Origin of the sequence: Rhodococcus maanshanensis NBRC 100610 (assembly GCF_001894865.1) — a bacterium.
GTDB classification, from domain to species: domain Bacteria; phylum Actinomycetota; class Actinomycetes; order Mycobacteriales; family Mycobacteriaceae; genus Rhodococcus_G; species Rhodococcus_G maanshanensis.
This window is the reverse complement of sequence record NZ_BCXA01000051.1, coordinates 1-16990: the sequence shown is the minus strand read 5'-3', so window position 1 is coordinate 16990 and position 16990 is coordinate 1. Positions and strand designations below refer to the sequence as shown.

Below are 16990 nucleotides of genomic sequence, written 5' to 3'. Positions count from 1 at the left end.
ACCATGACCATCCCGACCCCGCCACCCGTCCTGTCCGTGCACGCCCTCGGCAAGTCCTTCGGGCAGGCCCCGGTGCTCCGCGACGTCAGCCTGGAGATCCAGGCCGGCACCGCGACCGCGATCATGGGCCCGTCCGGATCGGGCAAGTCGACCCTGCTGCACTGCATGTCGGGGATCGTCAAACCGGACTCCGGCGCGGTGTTGCTCGCGGGGCAACACATCCAGAACCTCGGCGAGAACGACCGCAGCCGGCTGCGGCGCGAGGCCTTCGGCTTCGTCTTCCAGTCCGGGCAGCTGCTCCCGGAACTGCCCGCGATCGAGAACGTCGCACTGCCGCTGATCCTCAACGGTGCCTCCATCCGCGACGCCAAGGCCACCGCGAACACCTTCTTCGCCCCACTCGGCCTCGACGGTCTGCAGGACCGTCGGCCGGGCCAGATGTCCGGCGGGCAGTCACAGCGGGTGGCGATCGCCCGCGCCCTTGCGACCAAACCCTCGGTGCTGTTCGCGGACGAGCCGACCGGCGCGCTGGACGCGCAGACCAGCTGGGAGGTGATGCGCCTGCTGCGGGAGTCGGCACAGCAGATCGGGTCCGCCCTCGTGGTGGTCACCCACGACCTCGAGGTGGCCCGCTGGTGCGATCGCACGCTGGTGATGCAGGCCGGTTCCCTCGTCGCGCAGCAGGTGGCGGCATGAGCGCCACCGCCCGCGTCGCCCTGCTGACGGTGCGGGGCGAGGGCCGAAAGGCGATCAGCACCTACGCCCTTCCTGTCACCGCCTTCGCCGCCTCCACCGCGCTGCTGCTCACGGTCCTCGGCGGGTACGGCGCCTTCGACGGCCGCACCGGCGAGCCGGAGGCGCAGATGTACCTCTCCCTCGCGGGCGTGGCCTCGGTACTCATGGTGGTGCCCGCCGTGACCCTCGGACTCGCCGCGGCGCGACTCGGAGCGCGGCGCCGGGACGAGCGGCTCGCGGCACTGCGGCTGATTGGCGCCACCCCGCGCCAGATCGTCGCCCTGTGCTCTGCCGAATCGGGTGCGCAGGGCCTGGTCGGCGCGCTGATCGGCGTGGTCGGCTACCTCGCCGCGCTGCCGCTGGTCGCGCAGCTGCGGTTCCAGGGCCGCACCTTCGACCTCGCCGAGCTCTGGGTCGGCGCCCTGCCGTTGCTCGGGGTGGTGCTCGGGATGACGGCGCTGGCCGCGCTCACCTCGATGCTGGGCATGCGGCAGGTGTTCGTCAGCCCGCTCGGCGTCGCGCAGGGCAATCCCCGGCCCGCTCCCAAGGCGCTCATCGCGGTGCTCGCCGTCGCGGTCCTGATCGGGTGGACCGCCGTCGGCGGCGCGATGCCGGGCGTCGCGGCCATCCTGGTGGGGCTCGCGGTCTGCTTCGGCGTCGTCGCCCTGATCGGACCGTTCGTGATCTCCCTGCTGGGCCGCATCATGCTCGCCCGGTCGAGGGACGCCGCCTCGCTGATCGCCGCGCGCCGGGTGCTCGACAACCCGAAATCCGTGTGGCGCACCGTCAGCGGCGTCACGATGGCCGCCTTCGTCGCGGCGGGCACCTCGTTGCTCGCCGCGATCGGCGACGGTGAGGGCCAGGAGCTCCAGCCAGGGCAGGAGTTCATCTTCGCGGACATGCGGACCGGCGTGCTGTTCACCCTCGGCGCGACCTTCGCGCTCGCCGCGATCTCCTCGGCGCTCACCCAGGTGTCGACGATCCTGGACAACCGGCAGGTCTACCGAAGCCTCGCCCTGGCAGGCACCCCCGTCGAGGTGATGGACCGGGCCCGGATCCGGCAGGTCCGCACCCCGGTCGTGGTGATGGCGCTGGCAGGCGCGGGCGGCGCGCTGCTGTTCCTGTTCCCCCTCGCGGGCGCCGTCGTTCTCACCACCCCGATGGCGTTGGTGCAGCTCGGTGTCACGCTGGCCGCGGGCATCGCCCTGGTGCTGGCCAGCGCGCTCGTGGCTCGACCGGTGATGCGCCGGGTGCTCGCCGATTAGGCTCGGACCGATGAACGCCCCTGCGCCAAGGAGGAAGTGGGTACTCGCCCTCGGCGCGGGGGCCGCCGTCGCGGTGGGTGTGGCGCTGGTGGCGGCGGACCGGTGGACGGTCACCGAACCCGCGGCGCGGGTCGACCCGCGGGCGATGACGGTCGAGTACGTGTACGACGGCGACACGGTGCGGGCGCGCGACGGCGAGGGAGAACTGACGGTCCGGGTGCTTGGCATCGACACCCCCGAGACGGTGAAGGCGGGATACACCGTCGGATGCTGGGGACCGGAGTCCACCGCCTACGCCCGCGCCGCGCTCGACGGTGTCGCGGTGCGGGTCTCGACCGATCCCCAGGCGGACTCCGTCGACGACTACGGCCGCACCCTCGCCTACCTGACGCTGCCCGACGGTTCCGACTACGGGACCGGCGCCGTCCGGGCCGGAATGGCCAAGGCGTACCCCTACGGCCGCAGCACCGGTCGACTGACCGAGGACATCGCGCGGGCCGAGGGCGAGGCACGGGCGGCGGGCGCCGGCCTGTGGGGGCCGTCCTGCGCAGGGATCACGGATTCGGCCCCGCAGGAAGGGAACTGACAGCTACCGGTCAGCCGCTGCGACGGACCCGGGCGAGGGCGCCCGCGGCGATCACGAGCCACAGCAGTCCGAGCGCGATGGTCCAGCCGACGCTCTCCAGCCGAGCCGCCGCCAGCCCGAGGCCGAAGGCCAGCACCGCGAGCCCGACGAGCGTCAGCACCGCTCCCATCTTCATCGGTCAAGCGTACGTCGGCGGACGGTCACGAGCCGGGGAATGTCGGTGGCGTCCGTCCCGTCTGGTAGTCATGGCGGGCACACATCCCAAAAGGAGTAACACCACCCATGACGAACCCCGGCGGTCCCCCTCCCGGCTGGTATCCCGATCCCGAGCCGAGCGGAGCCGCGGAATTCCAGCGCTACTGGAACGGCGACGAATGGACCCTGACAACGCGCCCCGTGCCGCCGGATTCGACCGCCACCACCCTGCTGCCGGTCATCCCGGCCGAGCCGGAGCCCGAACCGGAGCCGGAGCCCGAACCGAAGAAGAAGAAGTCGAAGACCGTCCCACTGCTGGTGGCAGGCGCGGCCGCCGTAGCGGTGCTCGCCGTCACCGCAGGGGTGATGGGCTCGTCCACGAGCGCACCCGCCTCCTCCCCGACCATCTCGAGGACCGTACCCACGACGACGGCGCGCCCGTCCACGCCCGCGACCACACCGGCCCGCTCCTCTGCGCTGCCCGCGCCCGTGAAGTCTGCGCCGCTGGTCGACGTGCCGAGGCCGACGACCTACGTTCCTGACGTCCCCCTCACCACCCGTGCACCCGCGCCCGCCTACGTTCCGGATACTTCGACACGCATGCCTGCCCCGCCGCCGGTGATCACGAAGCCGCAACCACTCGTCGAAGCGCCCTCGCCGTCGGGCAAGTTCTCATCGTGCGAGGACGCGATCGCGGCGGGAGCGGCACCGCTGTACAAGGGCGACCCCGGCTACAGCCCCAAACTGGACCGGGACAAGGACGGCATCGCCTGCGACAAGTAGGGCCGCCCATCCGTGGGCGGCGCGAGTTCCCGCGCCGCCCGCAGGATCGCGCGCGCTGCACGGCGCGCGCTGCACGGCGCGCGCTGCACGGCGCGCGAATCGCGAAGCCGCGCGAGGGAATCGGTGATCAGGCGGGCAGATCCCGCACCCGTCGCGCCGGATTCCCGGCGTACAGGCCGTTCGGCTCGCAGTCCTTGGTCACCACCGCGCCCGCGCCGATCATGCAACCGGGCCCGACGGTGACGCCGGGCAGGATCGTCGCCCTCGCACCGATCCAGCAGCCGTCCCCGACGACGATCGGCAGGTCGTAGACGCGACCACCACGCCCGTCGGCCGGGCCCATCTCGTGGGTGCTGGTGATGAACGCGACCTGGTGCCCGACCGCGACCTGCCTGCCAAGCGTGATCGGCGCGGTGCCGTCGAAGAACACGCCCCTGTTCACGAAAGTGCCGAGGCCCATCCGGATGTCCTTGCCGCCGAAGTGACATCCCGCGTAGATCCCGGCTCCCCACACCTTCGCGCCGCCGGCGAGCAGCAGCAGGATTCGCAGCCACACCGGGACGAGCCGCCAGGACTGGATGATGTTGATCAGGCGCACACAGGTGACCCTAGTCCGTGCGATCCGGCCGGCCCCCGGGCGCGGGACGAGGTCGAAGACGCGCCATTCCGTGCGGCGGATACAGAATTTGGGAGTGTCCGAGGCACAGAAGTGGGTTCAACCCGACCACGTAGTGGCAGGATTCACGAGTCAGATCCGTCGGGAATGGAGATGCGTTGTGGCCGCAATGAAAGTGAAGACCGCGAGGAAGCGACTGAAGAAGTTGATCCGGAGGGCAAACGACGAGTCCGCCGCGATCGAGATCGGCGGCAAGCACGGTAGCGCTGTCCTGATCTCACGGTCCCATTACGAGGCCCTCCGAGAAACCTCATACCTGCTGCGGTCGCCGGATCTGCTCGAGAGCCTGCGTCGGGCGGGAGCCCGCGAGAGGCTCCTCGACGACCTCTACGGCACGCCCGCGGAACGCAGCGACCAGATCGCCTGACCGACCGGACCGCCAATCCATGTGACCTGAGCCACAACTCGCCTTAGGTAACCTTTAGGTGTGTTCACGAGATTCGCGCGGTCCGCCGCTGAAGGAGATGTCGACGGCGCGCAGCGCACGGTGCTCATGGTGCCTGCCGACCGGAGCCTCGTCGTTCACGGGCCGACCGTCACGGACGGGCAGTAACGCGGGCGCGCGCTCACCGCTCTCCAAGGCACCATGAACAAGCGACCCGGCGACAGCCAGAACCGCCCGATTCCCCGGCCCCAGCCCCGGTACTCAGCCGCGACGTCGCGGCGGCCGTGGCCCGCACTGCCGCCCGACACCCCGAGGCCCGCCGACCTCGCGCCGTACGGGCCACCTCCCCCGGCGAGGCGGAGGTTCCGGCAGGCGAGGCAGGAAGCCCCGGCATGGCCGCCACCACTGCCGCCGAACCCGGGGCCACCTCCTCCGGTCCCTCCCACCCCGGAGTTCCCCGACACCGCAGCACCCAGGTCGCGGAGGCCCGCCTGGCGGCGGTGGACGAAACGGATGGCGATCGGATTCGTCGTGTGGCTCGTCATGACGCCCGCGATCTATCGCGTGTGGACGCCGCCCCGCACGATGTTCATGCTGACGGACAGCGCCGACGGCAACACCGTCTTCGAGGAAGTCTCACTCGACTACATCAGCAGGCACTACGTCGCGGCCGTACTCGCCCACGAGGACGCCGAACTCGGCACGCGCAAGGGGCCGTTCCACATCGGCGAATTCATCGACCGGACGCAGACCTATCTCGAGACCGGCAAGGACCTCTCCGGCTCGACCATCCCCCAGCAGCTCGTGAAGAACATCTTCCTCGTCCGGGGCGAGTCGGCAGGAGCAAGAGTCTTCCGCAAGGGCGTGGAGGCCGGGCTGTCCTGGCCCTTCAGCCTCGTGGGCGACAAGCGGCAGCTCGAGCTGTATCTGAACTATGCCCAGTTCGGGCCGAACCTGTACGGCGTCTGCGCCGCCAGCTGGTACTACTTCAACCGTCCGCCGTGGGACAGCAACCCCTGGGACGCAGCAACTCTGGCCGGTCTTCTTCCGCTCGGCGAAGACGTCCGACGAGCGCCGGGTGGAGGCGTCGACATCGAGAGCGACGGGACATGGCTGGTGGCCAGCACCGTCGCGAATGCCCAGAACAAGCTACCGGGGCGGATTCGGCAGATGGGCGGCTGGGAAGGAGCGGTCGCGACAGTCGGCATCACCGATGCGGCCAGCGATAACCCACTCGGTCCGCACAGCTGCGCCGTCATGCCGCAGAGCGTGGCCGATCGGCTCGCGGCCGAGGACGCCTGGTGGAGTTCGCAATACGGCGGCTGACCACCCGCGCGGACGGCACACGTGAATTGCCGACTTTCACGACCCGAGCGTCGTGAGGCCACTAGCGTGGCCTGGTTCACTCCACAACCCACGAGGGGAACCACAGTGCGTAGATCCGCAGGAATCGTCGGCGCCACCATCGCCGCAGTCGGCCTCATCATCGGCACCGCGGGAGTCGCCAGCGCGCTCCCGGTGAGCATTCCCGGCACCACCAGCCACGCCTACGTGGCGGGTGTCGACGTGGAGCCGGGGTCGTACTACTCCCGCATGACGGAGAGCACGCGCTGGACCTGCAAGGTCGTCATGACCCCCGACGGCGACAATCCGCCGAGCCACAACATTGACTTCAAATACCAGATCGTCGATCTGAAGGTCGGCGACCGGCTCGACTCCGTCGGCTGCACCACCTGGCACCGGCAGGGCAACCCGTTCGGGTCGGCAGGGTCGACGGACTTCGGCTTCCTGGGCATGTTCGGCAGCGTGGACGACGTGTTCTTCGGCTACCTCCCGCTGGGTTCCTGACCGACCGGCTACGGCCCACACTCCACGAAACAGAACAAGCCCCCCGCCTCGTCGAGGCGGGGGGCTTGTTGGCTGTCCGACAGCGAGATCGACGACTCAGCTGTCCGGGCTGCGGGTGGGCGCGGAGGGTTTCGAACCCCCGACCGCTGGTGTGTAAAACCAGAGCTCTACCACTGAGCTACACGCCCGAAATCCGACGGTTTCCCGTCGAATTGCACTCAGGAATCTAGCGCGGCGAGCGCATTCTCCCAAGCTGCCTGGTCACGGGCCTCTCCTGGACCGTTCATCTCGGCGAACCGGATGTAGCCCTCCTTGTCCACGACGAAGGTTCCGCGGTTCGCGAACCCGGCCTTGTCGTTGAACACGTCGTAGGCCTGGGCCACCTCACCGTGCGGCCAGAAGTCCGACAGCAGCGGGAAGGTGTACCCCTGCTCCGCCGCCCAGATCTTGTGCGTGGGCGGCGGACCGACGGAGACCGCGAGCACCGCGGCATCGTCGTTCTCGAACTTCGGCAGCCCGTCCCGGACCTTGCAGAGCTCACCCTGACAGGTACCGGTGAAGGCGAGCGGATAGAACACGATCAGGACGTTCTTCTTGCCCCGGTAGTCCGAGAGCGACACTTCCTGGTTGTTCTGGTCCTTGAGGGTGAAATCGGGAGCGATCGCACCGACGTCGAGAGGCATGGGGGTTCCTTCTGGAGTAGTGCGATCAGCGCTTGGCCGGGCGGGCCTTCGGCTGAACCAGCCGACTGCCGCTCCACATGCCGAGGTTCGCCGCCGAGGTCTGGGTCAGACCCGCCGTCGGCGCCGACTCGGCGATCTCGCTGGGCTCGACATGGCCAGGCTGTCCGGTCTTGGGGCTGAGTACCCACACGAAACCCTCGTCGGCCAGGGGGCCGATCGCGTCCATGAGTGCGTCGACGAGGTCTCCGTCGCCGTCCCGCCACCACAGCAGGACTACGTCGATCACCTCATCTGAATCCTCGTCGAGGAGCTCCCCACCGATGGTCTCCTCCACCGATGCGCGCAGCGCATCGTCGGTGTCCTCGTCCCAACCCAGTTCCTGAACAACCATGTCATTGGTGATGCCGAGTTTCTGGGCATAGTTCTGGGCGTCCGCCGCGGCGACCACGGTGGTGTCCTCCTTTTGTTGTCGGGGCCGAAACCTCCAGCACCCGGTCCGTGTGGATCAGTAGTGAAAGCGAACAGGGTGAACGGCTCTCGCGCAAGCCGACGCCACCGAAAAACCGAACAAAGATTTTGTGACGTACCAGATTGTGACTCGCCGTCGACCCTCGCTGGCCGATACGGCAGGATTGAGCCAGATCACCATCACGCGTAAAGCGGACCGCCGTCACACAGGCGATTCGCATGGATTGGGCGCCGCACCGAGCGTCCTCCCCGATGAAGGAGAGTCATACGTTGTCCGAGCGCACCCAGGACCAATTCTCGCCAGCGCAGCAGCCCGCACCCAGCGGCGACGGCCGCGTCCGCGTGATTCGTGAGGGGGTGGCCTCATATCTCCCCGACATCGATCCCGACGAGACCAGCGAGTGGTTGGACAGCTTCGACGGCCTGCTGCAGAACTCGGGCCCGGCGCGCGCCCGCTACCTGATGCTGCGACTGCTCGAGCGCGCGGGCGAGAACCACGTGTCCATTCCCGCGCTGACCTCCACCGACTACGTGAACACCATCCCGACCGAGAACGAGCCGTGGTTCCCCGGCGACGAGGAGGTGGAGCGCCGCTACCGCGCCTGGATCCGCTGGAACGCCGCGGTCATGGTGCACCGCGCGCAGCGCCCCGGCGTCGGCGTCGGCGGCCACATCTCCACCTACGCGTCCTCCGCGGCCCTCTACGAGGTCGGGTTCAACCACTTCTTCCGCGGCAAGGACCACCCCGGCGGCGGCGACCAGATCTTCATCCAGGGTCATGCCTCGCCCGGCATCTACGCCCGCGCCTTCCTCGAGGGCCGGATCCCGGCCGAGCAGATGGACGGCTTCCGCCAGGAGCACAGCCACGCGGACGCGGGCGGCGGCCTCCCGTCGTACCCGCACCCGCGACTGCTGCCCGACTTCTGGGAGTTCCCCACGGTGTCCATGGGCCTCGGCCCGATGAACGCCATCTACCAGGCCCGGTTCAACCACTACCTGCACGATCGCGGCATCAAGGACACCTCCGACCAGCACGTCTGGGCCTTCCTCGGCGACGGCGAGATGGACGAGCCGGAGTCGCGGGGCCTGGCGCACGTGGCCGCCACCGAGGGCCTGGACAACCTCACCTTCGTCGTCAACTGCAACCTGCAGCGCCTCGACGGCCCGGTCCGCGGCAACGGCAAGATCATCCAGGAGCTGGAGTCGTTCTTCCGCGGTGCCGGCTGGAACGTCATCAAGGTCGTCTGGGGCCGCGAGTGGGACGCGCTGCTGCACGCCGACAAGGACGGCGCGCTGGTCAACCTGATGAACACCACCCCGGACGGTGACTACCAGACCTACAAGGCCAACGACGGCGGGTACGTCCGCGAGCACTTCTTCGGCCGCGACCCCCGCACCAAGGAACTGGTCAAGGACCTCTCCGACCAGGAGATCTGGAACCTCAAGCGCGGCGGGCACGACTACCGCAAGATCCACGCGGCGTACGCGGCGGCGCTGGCACACAAGGGCCAGCCGACGGTCATCCTGGCGCACACCATCAAGGGCTACACCCTCGGCAAGCACTTCGAGGGCCGCAACGCGACCCACCAGATGAAGAAGCTGACCCTCGACGACCTCAAGGCGTTCCGCGACCTGCAGCGGATCCCGATCTCCGACGCGGAGCTGGAGAAGGACCCGTACCTGCCGCCGTACTACCACCCCGGCGCGGACGCCCCCGAGATCCAGTACATGCTCGACCGCCGCAAGCAGCTGGGCGGGTTCCTGCCCTCCCGCCGCACCGACGTCGCGCCGCTGACGGTGCCGGACATCAGCGCCCTCGACGCGATCCGCAAGGGCTCGGGCAAGCAGGAGGTCGCCACCACCATGGCGCTGGTGCGGGTCCTCAAGGAGCTGCTCCGCGACAAGGAGATCGGCAAGCGGATCGTGCCGATCATCCCCGACGAGGCCCGCACGTTCGGCATGGACTCGTGGTTCCCGTCGCTGAAGATCTACAACCGCAACGGCCAGCTGTACACCTCCGTCGACGCCGACCTGATGCTCGCCTACAAGGAGAGCTCGATCGGCCAGATCCTGCACGAGGGCATCAACGAGGCAGGCTCCACCGCCTCGTTCACCGCGGTCGGCACCTCCTACGCCACCCACGGCGAGCCGATGATCCCGCTGTACATCTTCTATTCGATGTTCGGCTTCCAGCGGACCGGCGACGGGCTGTGGGCTGCCGCCGACCAGATGGCCCGCGGTTTCGTGCTCGGCGCCACTGCCGGCCGGACCACGCTCACGGGCGAGGGCCTCCAGCACGCCGACGGACACTCGCTGCTGCTGGCGTCGACGAACCCCGCCGCGGTGACCTACGACCCGGCCTTCTCGTACGAGATCGCGCACATCGTCAAGGACGGCCTGCGCCGGATGTACGGCGGCACGCCCGGCGAGGACGGTTTCGGTGGCGAGAACGTCTTCTACTACCTGACCATCTACAACGAGCCGTACGTGCAGCCCGCCGAGCCGGCGGACCTCGACGTCGAGGGCCTGCTCAAGGGCATCTACCTCTACAGCAAGAGCGAGGGCACCGGTGCGCGAGCACAGATCCTGGTCTCCGGCGTCGCGATGCCGGAGGGCCTGCGCGCCCAGGAGTTGCTGGCCGAGGACTGGGGCGTGGCGGCGGACGTGTGGTCGGTGACGTCGTGGGGCGAGCTGCGCCGCGACGGCGTCGAGTGCGAGCGGCAGGCGCTGCGGAACCCGCAGGCCACCGCAGCGGTGCCGTACGTGACCACCGCGCTGGCAGGAGCCGAGGGCCCGTTCGTGGCGGCCTCGGACTGGATGCGCGCGGTCCCGGACCAGATCCGGCAGTGGGTGCCCGGCGCGTACACGACGCTCGGCACCGACGGGTTCGGCTTCTCCGACACCAGGACCGCGGCCAGGCGCTACTTCAACGTCGACGCAGAGTCGATCGTGGTTGCGGTGCTGGCCGGCCTCGCCAAGGAGGGCAAGATCGAGCACAACACCCCCGCGGCGGCCGCCAAGCAGTACCGGATCGACGACGTCCTCGCGGCGCCGAAGTCGCTGAAGGACCCCGGCAGCGCCTGACGACTATCTGTACACGGGCGTTTATAGACACCTGACAAATCAGGCGCCCGGGGAGCACGTCGATCGTGCCCCCGGGCGCCTGAGGTCTCGATGGGCGTAAGTTTCGAGACTATGGGCGAGCAGGAAACCCCGGTGGACGGCTCCGCCGACGACGGGACACAGACGACGGCCGCGCCTGCTTTCGGCAGGCAACGTCAGCCCCGCGACCCCCTGCCCGACGCGCTGCTGCGCCGGGTCAAGCAGTTCTCCGGCCGACTCTCCACCGAGGCGATCACCTCGATGCAGGACCAGCTCCCGTTCGTCGGCGACCTCGACGCCGCCCAGCGGGCGAGTGTGCAACTGCTCGTGCAGACCGCGGTGGTCAATTTCCTCGAATGGCTCAAGGACCCCGAGGGCGACATCCGGTTCAGCATGGAGGCGTTCCAGGTCATCCCCCAGGACCTGGCCCGCAGGCTGACCCTGCGCCAGACCGTCGACATGGTGCGGGTGGCAATGGAGTTCTTCGAGCAATGGCTGCCCGCGCTGGCCAGGAACGAGCAACAGCTCATCGCCCTCACCGAGGCGGTGCTGCGCTACGGCCGCGAACTCGGGTTCGCCGCCGCCTCCGTCTATGCGAGCGCCGCCGAGTCCCGCGGCGCGTGGGACACCCGACTGGAGGCCCTCGTCGTCGATGCGGTGGTCCGCGGCGACACCGGCTCCGACATGCTCTCCCGCGCAGCGACACTCAACTGGGACGCGACCGCGCCCGCGACCGTTCTCGTCGGCACCCCGCCGCCGGACCAGGGCGTGTCTGTGGTCAGCACCGTGCACTCGATCGCCCAGAAGCACGAGCGGGCCGCGCTCGCGGTCGTGCAGGGGTCCCGGCTGGTGATGGTCGTCAGCGGCGACATGCAGGATCCCTACGGCGATCAGTTCATGACGGATCTGCTCACCAACTTCTCCGACGGTCCCGTGGTGATCGGGCCGACCACCCGCACCCTCAGCGCCGCGCACTTCAGCGCGGTGGAGGCCCTCGCGGGCATGGAGGCCGTTGCCGGCTGGCGGGGCGCCCCGCGGCCGGTCCACGCGGGTGAACTGCTACCCGAGCGGGCCCTGCTCGGCGACCGGGCGGCCCTCGATTCGCTCATCGATCTGCTCGTGCGGCCGCTGGCCGTCGCGGGGTCCGCACTGACCGACACCCTCGAGACCTATCTCGACTGCGGGGCCGCCGTCGAGACCTGCGCCCGCAAGCTGTTCGTGCACCCCAACACTGTCCGGTATCGACTTAAAAGGATCAGTGAGATCACCGGCCGGGACCCCATGAACCCGCGCGACGCCTACGTTCTCAGAGTCGCGTCAACGGTGGGTCGCTTGGCTCAAGCCGGTCACGAAACAACCCATCCAGTCACTCCAATCACATTCTTCACAAACCGTGCGATCGACTTGTAACGTTCCGCCGCCCACTTCCGATGCCGGTTCCCCACATGCGATTTTGTGGGAACCCTACAAAACACTTGTCCAAGGTTGATGGTCAAAAACATCACCCACATACCGCTGGACAGTGTTCCCTTATCTTGTGATTTCGTTGCTTGCCCCGGGTCAGGGCTCCCAAACCCCCGGCATGCTCAGCCCTTGGCTGGAGCTGCCGGGCACTGCAGACCGCATTTCCATCTGGTCGAAGGCCTCCGGCCTCGACCTCGAACGCCTTGGCACCACCGCCACGGCCGACGAGATCACCGACACCTCGGTCACCCAGCCGCTCGTGGTCGCCGCCGCGCTGCTCGCCTTCGAGGAACTCGAGCGCCGTGGCCTCGTCCCCGCGGACGTGATCGCCGCGGGCCACTCGGTCGGTGAGCTGGCCGCGGCCGCCATCGCCGGAGTGATCTCCTCGGACGACGCCGTCGCGCTCGCCGCGCTCCGCGGCTCCGAGATGGCCAAGGCGTGCGCGCTCCAGCCGACCGGCATGTCCGCGGTGCTCGGCGGCGACGAAGCGGTCGTCCTCGCCCGCCTCGCCGAGCTCGGCCTCGAGCCCGCGAACCGGAACGCGGCAGGCCAGATCGTCGCGGCAGGCCTGCTCAGCTCCCTGGAGGAGCTCGCCGCCGCGCCGCCGGAGAAGGCCCGCGTCCGGGCCCTGCCCGTGGCGGGCGCGTTCCACACCGCGTTCATGGCGCCCGCGCAGGAAGCCGTCACCGAAGCGGCATCCCGCATCAGCCCCGCGGATCCGACGCGCACCCTCCTGTCCAACGCCGACGGTCAGCCGGTCACCTCCGGCGCCGACGCGCTGGCCAAGCTGGCGGCCCAGGTGACGAGGCCCGTGCGCTGGGACCTGTGCACCGAATCGCTGCGCGCGGCCCAGGTCACGGCGATCGCCGAACTCCCCCCGGCCGGCACCCTGGTGGGTATCGCCAAGCGGGAGATGAAGGGCACGCCCACCCTGGCGCTCAAGACGCCGGACGACATCCCAGCGCTGTCCGAGCTCACAGGACTCGGATGAGGACCGCCGCAATCCTGCGGCCCTAGGCGCCTCGCAGCAGGATCACACACCACATTGGCCGGTCTGCCGACCGGCCAAGGCCAGACCCAAGTAACACCAAACAAGAAGGGAGCCACGAAGTGGCCACCACCCAGGAAGACATCATTGCCGGACTCGCGGAGATCATCGAGGAGGTCACCGGCATCGAGCCGTCCGAGGTGACCATCGAGAAGTCCTTCGTCGACGACCTCGACATCGACTCGCTCTCCATGGTGGAGATCGCCGTGCAGACCGAGGACAAGTACGGCGTGAAGATCCCCGACGAGGATCTCGCCAGCCTGCGCACCGTCGGCGACGCCGTCAGCTACATCCAGAAGCTCGAGGCCGAGGGTGGCGAAGCCGCTGACGCCGTCAAGGCGAAGCTCGACTCCGCGAACGAGGAGTGAGCAGGCCCGTGACCTCCACCAGGAACTTCCCCAACATCGTCGTCACCAGCCTCGCGGCCTCGACGTCGATCGCTGGTGACGTGGATGCCACGTGGAAGGGCCTGCTCGCAGGCGAGAGCGGGATCGACGTCCTCGACGATCCGTTCATCGCGGAGTACGACCTTCCGGTCCGCATCGGCGGGCACCTGAAGGTGAGCCCCGACGATGCACTCTCCCGGGTCGAGATCCGGCGGATGAGCTTCGTGGAGCGACTCGCTCTCGTGCTCGGACGCCAGGTGTGGCAGAACGCGGGCAGCCCCGAGGTGGACAAGGACCGGCTCGCCGTTGTCCTCGGTACCGGACTCGGGGGCGGCGAGGCACTGATCGACGCCGTCGACAAGATCAAGACCCAGGGATACCGGAAGGTGTCGCCCTTCTCTGTGCAGATGGTGATGCCGAACGGTCCCGCCGCGGTCGTCGGGCTCGAGCTCGGCGCCCGCGCAGGCGTGATCACTCCCGTCTCGGCGTGCTCGTCGGGCTCGGAAGCGATCGCGCACGCGTACCGGATGCTCATCATGGGTGACGCCGACATCGTCGTCACCGGTGGAGTCGAAGGCCAGATCGATCCCGTGCCGATCGCGAGCTTCGCGATGATGCGGGCACTGAGTTCGCGCAACGACGATCCGAAGGCCGCCTCGCGCCCCTTCGACAAGGATCGCGACGGCTTCGTCTTCGGCGAGGCCGGGGCACTGATGGTCCTCGAGACCGAGGAGCACGCCAAGGCGCGCGGGGCCACCATCCACGCACGCCTGATGGGTGCTGGCATCACCTCGGACGGCTACCACATCGTGGCGCCGCACCCCGAGGGCACGGGCGCGGCCCGTGCGATGACCCGGGCGATCCAGACCGCCGGTCTGGCGAAGTCCGACATCACCCACGTGAACGCGCACGCCACGGCGACGCCGATCGGGGACACGGCCGAGGCCCTTGCCATCAAGTCCGCGGTCGGTGGCCACGCTGCGGTGTACGCACCGAAGTCAGCTCTCGGGCACTCCATCGGCGCCGTCGGTGCGCTCGAAGCCGTGCTCACGGTCCTGTCTGTGCGTGACGGAGTCATTCCGCCCACGCTCAATCTCGACAACCAGGATCCAGAGATCGATCTCGATGTCGTGAAGGGTGAACCCCGTTACGGCCAGATCGATTTCGCGCTCAACAATTCATTTGGATTCGGTGGGCACAATGTCGCGCTCGCCTTCGGCCGCGCCTGACCGGTCGGACTAGCTCGATGGTGGGGGCCTCGCATCCCGGGGCCCCCACCCCGACTACCGCCTCAGGCGGCCAGTACAAGGAGGACAAGCGATGACCATCTTGGCCCCGATCACCCGATCCGATGCCCAGCTCGATCCCCGCGACCCGATGGCGCGACTCGAGAACCTCTTCGACGCAGGGACCACCGTCCCGCTGCACGATCGTGACAAGTCCGGTGTGCTCGCCGCTACCGGCGAGATCGACGGAGTTCGCACGATCGCCTACTGCTCCGACGCGACCGTCATGGGCGGCGCGATGGGTGTCGAGGGCTGCAAGCACATCGTGAACGCGATCAACACCGCGATCGAGGAGAAGTCCCCGATCGTCGGCATCTGGCATTCGGGCGGTGCGCGGCTCGCGGAGGGCGTGGAGGCCCTGCACGCGGTCGGCCTCGTGTTCGAGGCGATGGTGCGCGCGTCCGGCCTCATCCCCCAGATCTCCGTCGTCCTCGGCTTCGCCGCTGGCGGCGCCGCCTACGGCCCCGCGCTCACCGACGTCGTGATCATGGCGCCCGAGGGACGGGTCTTCGTGACCGGCCCCGACGTGGTCCGCTCGGTCACCGGCGAGCAGGTCGACATGGAGTCCCTCGGCGGCCCGGACACCCACACCAAGAAGTCGGGCGTCGCGCACATCGCGGCCACCGACGAGCTGGATGCGCTCAACCGTGCGCGCCGCCTGGTGTCGATGTTCTGCGACCAGGGCACCTTCGACCAGGCCGCGGCCGAACACGGCGACACCGACCTGCGTGCGCTGATGCCCGAATCGGCCAAGCGTGCCTACGATGTGCGTCCGATCGTGCACGAGCTGCTCGACAACGTCGAGGGCGAGTCGACCCTGGAGGAGCTGCAGGGCAACTACGCCCGCAGCATCGTCACCGGTCTCGGTCGCCTCGGCGGTCGCACCGTCGGCGTGATCGCCAACAATCCGCTGCGCCTCGGCGGCTGCCTCAACTCGGAGAGTGCCGAGAAGGCCGCGCGCTTCGTCCGGCTCTGCGACGTGTTCGGCATCCCGCTGGTCGTGATCGTCGACGTCCCGGGCTACCTGCCCGGCGTGAGCATGGAGTGGGAGGGCGTCGTCCGTCGCGGCGCCAAGCTGCTGCACGCGTTCGCCGAGGCCACCGTCCCCCGCGTGACCGTGGTGACCAGGAAGATCTACGGCGGCGCGTACATCGCGATGAACTCGCGGGCCCTCGGCGCCACCGCCGTCTACGCCTGGCCGGATGCCGAGGTCGCCGTGATGGGCGCCAAGGCCGCCGTCGGCATCCTGCACAAGCGGGCACTGGCCGCCGCGCCTGAGGAGGAGCGTGAGGCACTGCACGATCGCCTCGCCGCCGAGCACGAGGCCATCGCGGGCGGCGTCGGCCGCGCCATGGCGATCGGCGTCGTCGACGAGCTGATCGACCCCGCGAAGACCCGCAGCCGGGTCACCGCCGCGCTGGCGGCCGCCCCTGCGGGCCGCGGACAGCACAAGAACATCCCGCTCTGATCGCAGCAGAGACGAGAAGGGCCCCCGACCTTGAACTGGTCCCCGAAAGTTGGACTGGCCAAGTAGGAGCCTAAGCGGCAAAGGGCCTGGGTCCGGTATTGCACCGGGCTCAGGCCCTTGAGCTTTGTGGAGATGCGTGCGGTGTTGTACCAGTGGATGTACTCGTCCAGCGCGGTGGCCAATGCGTCGCTGTTCAGGTATCGGACGTGGTGGAAGAGTTCTTCTTTGAGGTGGCCGAAGAAGTTCTCGATCACGGCGTTGTCGAAGCAGTTGCCCTTGCGGGACATCGATTGGGTCGCGCCGGCATCGGCGAGCAAGCGTCGCCAGGACTCGTGCTGGTACTGGAATCCCTGATCCGAGTGCACCAGCGGGGTGTGCCCGTCGCCGAGGGTCGCGATCGCGGCACGCAGGGAGCTGTTGGTCAACTGCAGGTTCGGTGATGTGCCGACCGAGAAGGCGATGATCTGTCGGTCGAACAGGTCCATCACCGGCGACAGGTAGAGCTTGTCCTCACCGACGCGGAACTCGGTCACGTCGGTGACCCATTTCTGGTTCGGTGCGCTGGCTTCGAAATCGCGCTCGAGCAGGTTCGGGGCGACCGTGCCGGTCTCA

18 protein-coding genes, 1 tRNA gene and 1 pseudogene are annotated in these 16990 nt (G+C 68.8%); 14 read left to right on the top strand and 6 right to left on the bottom strand.

The window, feature by feature from the left end; all coding sequences use genetic code 11:
- Nucleotides 1–3: 3 nt before the first annotated feature.
- The 3 genes from RM1_RS22065 to RM1_RS22055 are packed head-to-tail and all read left to right on the top strand — an operon-like array spanning nucleotide 4 to nucleotide 2586.
- Nucleotides 4–696, top strand: coding sequence for an ABC transporter ATP-binding protein (locus tag RM1_RS22065; protein WP_072753832.1), 693 nt, complete (start codon nucleotides 4–6; stop codon nucleotides 694–696).
- On the top strand, nucleotides 693–2000 hold the full coding sequence (locus RM1_RS22060; RefSeq protein WP_072753798.1) for an FtsX-like permease family protein: 1308 nt from the start codon (nucleotides 693–695) through the stop codon (nucleotides 1998–2000). The genes RM1_RS22065 and RM1_RS22060 overlap by 4 nt, the downstream gene beginning before the upstream one ends.
- A gap of 10 nt (nucleotides 2001–2010) precedes the next feature.
- The gene (locus tag RM1_RS22055) at nucleotides 2011–2586 is read left to right on the top strand and encodes a thermonuclease family protein (RefSeq protein WP_072753797.1); all 576 of its coding nucleotides are present in this window, start codon (nucleotides 2011–2013) and stop codon (nucleotides 2584–2586) included.
- Between the two features lie 10 nt (nucleotides 2587–2596).
- On the opposite strand, the gene RM1_RS26480 is transcribed toward RM1_RS22055, so the two are convergent.
- Nucleotides 2597–2761: a hypothetical protein gene (locus RM1_RS26480; protein WP_169922363.1), complete on the bottom strand. Its 165-nt coding sequence runs from the start codon at nucleotides 2759–2761 to the stop codon at nucleotides 2597–2599.
- 107 nt (nucleotides 2762–2868) lie between these two features.
- Between RM1_RS26480 and RM1_RS25975 the strand changes: the two genes are divergently transcribed.
- Nucleotides 2869–3564: an excalibur calcium-binding domain-containing protein gene (locus RM1_RS25975; RefSeq protein WP_083576896.1), complete on the top strand. Its 696-nt coding sequence runs from the start codon at nucleotides 2869–2871 to the stop codon at nucleotides 3562–3564.
- Nucleotides 3565–3691: 127 nt separating this feature from the next.
- On the opposite strand, the gene RM1_RS22040 is transcribed toward RM1_RS25975, so the two are convergent.
- Nucleotides 3692–4162 (bottom strand): acyltransferase, encoded by a 471-nt coding sequence (locus RM1_RS22040; RefSeq protein ID WP_072753796.1) that lies wholly within the window; start codon nucleotides 4160–4162, stop codon nucleotides 3692–3694.
- Nucleotides 4163–4349: 187 nt separating this feature from the next.
- Between RM1_RS22040 and RM1_RS22035 the strand changes: the two genes are divergently transcribed.
- The 4 genes from RM1_RS22035 to RM1_RS22025 all read left to right on the top strand — a co-directional run bounded on the left by RM1_RS22035 (nucleotide 4350) and on the right by RM1_RS22025 (nucleotide 6473).
- Nucleotides 4350–4607: a type II toxin-antitoxin system Phd/YefM family antitoxin gene (locus tag RM1_RS22035; RefSeq protein ID WP_072753795.1), complete on the top strand. Its 258-nt coding sequence runs from the start codon at nucleotides 4350–4352 to the stop codon at nucleotides 4605–4607.
- A gap of 60 nt (nucleotides 4608–4667) precedes the next feature.
- Nucleotides 4668–4793 (top strand): hypothetical protein, encoded by a 126-nt coding sequence (locus RM1_RS27085; protein WP_281252195.1) that lies wholly within the window; start codon nucleotides 4668–4670, stop codon nucleotides 4791–4793.
- Between the two features lie 345 nt (nucleotides 4794–5138).
- Nucleotides 5139–5951: a biosynthetic peptidoglycan transglycosylase gene (locus RM1_RS22030; RefSeq protein ID WP_072753794.1), complete on the top strand. Its 813-nt coding sequence runs from the start codon at nucleotides 5139–5141 to the stop codon at nucleotides 5949–5951.
- 105 nt (nucleotides 5952–6056) lie between these two features.
- On the top strand, nucleotides 6057–6473 hold the full coding sequence (locus tag RM1_RS22025) for a hypothetical protein (protein WP_072753793.1): 417 nt from the start codon (nucleotides 6057–6059) through the stop codon (nucleotides 6471–6473).
- A gap of 116 nt (nucleotides 6474–6589) precedes the next feature.
- Here RM1_RS22025 and RM1_RS22020 read toward each other — a convergent pair.
- The 3 genes from RM1_RS22020 to RM1_RS22010 all read right to left on the bottom strand — a co-directional run bounded on the left by RM1_RS22020 (nucleotide 6590) and on the right by RM1_RS22010 (nucleotide 7604).
- Nucleotides 6590–6661: transfer RNA gene (locus RM1_RS22020), tRNA-Val, on the bottom strand.
- A gap of 30 nt (nucleotides 6662–6691) precedes the next feature.
- Entirely contained in the window at nucleotides 6692–7156 is a 465-nt protein-coding gene (locus RM1_RS22015) for a peroxiredoxin (protein WP_027500008.1), read from the bottom strand.
- A gap of 25 nt (nucleotides 7157–7181) precedes the next feature.
- Nucleotides 7182–7604 (bottom strand): DUF3052 domain-containing protein, encoded by a 423-nt coding sequence (locus RM1_RS22010; RefSeq protein ID WP_027500007.1) that lies wholly within the window; start codon nucleotides 7602–7604, stop codon nucleotides 7182–7184.
- Nucleotides 7605–7876: 272 nt separating this feature from the next.
- Between RM1_RS22010 and aceE the strand changes: the two genes are divergently transcribed.
- The 6 genes from aceE (at nucleotide 7877) to RM1_RS26925 (ending at nucleotide 16378) form a co-directional block, all read left to right on the top strand.
- Complete coding sequence (gene aceE, locus RM1_RS22005) at nucleotides 7877–10708, top strand: pyruvate dehydrogenase (acetyl-transferring), homodimeric type (protein WP_245816543.1); 2832 nt, start codon at nucleotides 7877–7879, stop codon at nucleotides 10706–10708.
- Between the two features lie 111 nt (nucleotides 10709–10819).
- Nucleotides 10820–12136 carry a PucR family transcriptional regulator gene (locus RM1_RS22000; RefSeq protein WP_072753792.1) on the top strand — a complete coding sequence of 439 codons (1317 nt, stop codon included), beginning with the start codon at nucleotides 10820–10822 and terminating at the stop codon, nucleotides 12134–12136.
- A gap of 127 nt (nucleotides 12137–12263) precedes the next feature.
- A complete protein-coding gene (locus RM1_RS21995) occupies nucleotides 12264–13181 on the top strand; it encodes an ACP S-malonyltransferase (RefSeq protein ID WP_072753791.1) in 918 nt (305 codons plus the stop codon).
- Nucleotides 13182–13300: 119 nt separating this feature from the next.
- A complete protein-coding gene (gene acpM, locus RM1_RS21990) occupies nucleotides 13301–13606 on the top strand; it encodes a meromycolate extension acyl carrier protein AcpM (protein WP_027500004.1) in 306 nt (101 codons plus the stop codon).
- Nucleotides 13607–13614: 8 nt separating this feature from the next.
- Nucleotides 13615–14853: a KasA/KasB family beta-ketoacyl-ACP synthase gene (locus RM1_RS21985; protein ID WP_425528722.1), complete on the top strand. Its 1239-nt coding sequence runs from the start codon at nucleotides 13615–13617 to the stop codon at nucleotides 14851–14853.
- A 91-nt stretch (nucleotides 14854–14944) separates the two neighbouring features.
- Nucleotides 14945–16378 carry an acyl-CoA carboxylase subunit beta gene (locus RM1_RS26925; RefSeq protein WP_072753789.1) on the top strand — a complete coding sequence of 478 codons (1434 nt, stop codon included), beginning with the start codon at nucleotides 14945–14947 and terminating at the stop codon, nucleotides 16376–16378.
- A 140-nt stretch (nucleotides 16379–16518) separates the two neighbouring features.
- On the opposite strand, the pseudogene RM1_RS26920 reads toward RM1_RS26925, so the two are convergent.
- A pseudogene (locus tag RM1_RS26920) lies at nucleotides 16519–16965 on the bottom strand (IS3 family transposase); the annotation flags it as partial.
- Between the last annotated feature and the right edge of the window lie 25 nt (nucleotides 16966–16990).

Bases quoted from the DNA above. Each gene is read 5' to 3' on its own strand.
- RM1_RS22065 (WP_072753832.1), top strand. From the start codon at position 4: ATGACCATCCCGACCCCGCCACCCGTCCTGTCCGTGCACGCCCTCGGC.
- RM1_RS22060 (WP_072753798.1), top strand. From the start codon at position 693: ATGAGCGCCACCGCCCGCGTCGCCCTGCTGACGGTGCGGGGCGAGGGC.
- RM1_RS22055 (WP_072753797.1), top strand. From the start codon at position 2,011: ATGAACGCCCCTGCGCCAAGGAGGAAGTGGGTACTCGCCCTCGGCGCG.
- RM1_RS26480 (WP_169922363.1), bottom strand. From the start codon at position 2,761: ATGAAGATGGGAGCGGTGCTGACGCTCGTCGGGCTCGCGGTGCTGGCC.
- RM1_RS25975 (WP_083576896.1), top strand. From the start codon at position 2,869: ATGACGAACCCCGGCGGTCCCCCTCCCGGCTGGTATCCCGATCCCGAG.
- RM1_RS22035 (WP_072753795.1), top strand. From the start codon at position 4,350: ATGAAAGTGAAGACCGCGAGGAAGCGACTGAAGAAGTTGATCCGGAGG.
- RM1_RS22030 (WP_072753794.1), top strand. From the start codon at position 5,139: ATGGCGATCGGATTCGTCGTGTGGCTCGTCATGACGCCCGCGATCTAT.
- RM1_RS22015 (WP_027500008.1), bottom strand. From the start codon at position 7,156: ATGCCTCTCGACGTCGGTGCGATCGCTCCCGATTTCACCCTCAAGGAC.
- aceE (WP_245816543.1), top strand. From the start codon at position 7,877: ATGAAGGAGAGTCATACGTTGTCCGAGCGCACCCAGGACCAATTCTCG.
- RM1_RS22000 (WP_072753792.1), top strand. From the start codon at position 10,820: ATGGGCGAGCAGGAAACCCCGGTGGACGGCTCCGCCGACGACGGGACA.
- RM1_RS26925 (WP_072753789.1), top strand. From the start codon at position 14,945: ATGACCATCTTGGCCCCGATCACCCGATCCGATGCCCAGCTCGATCCC.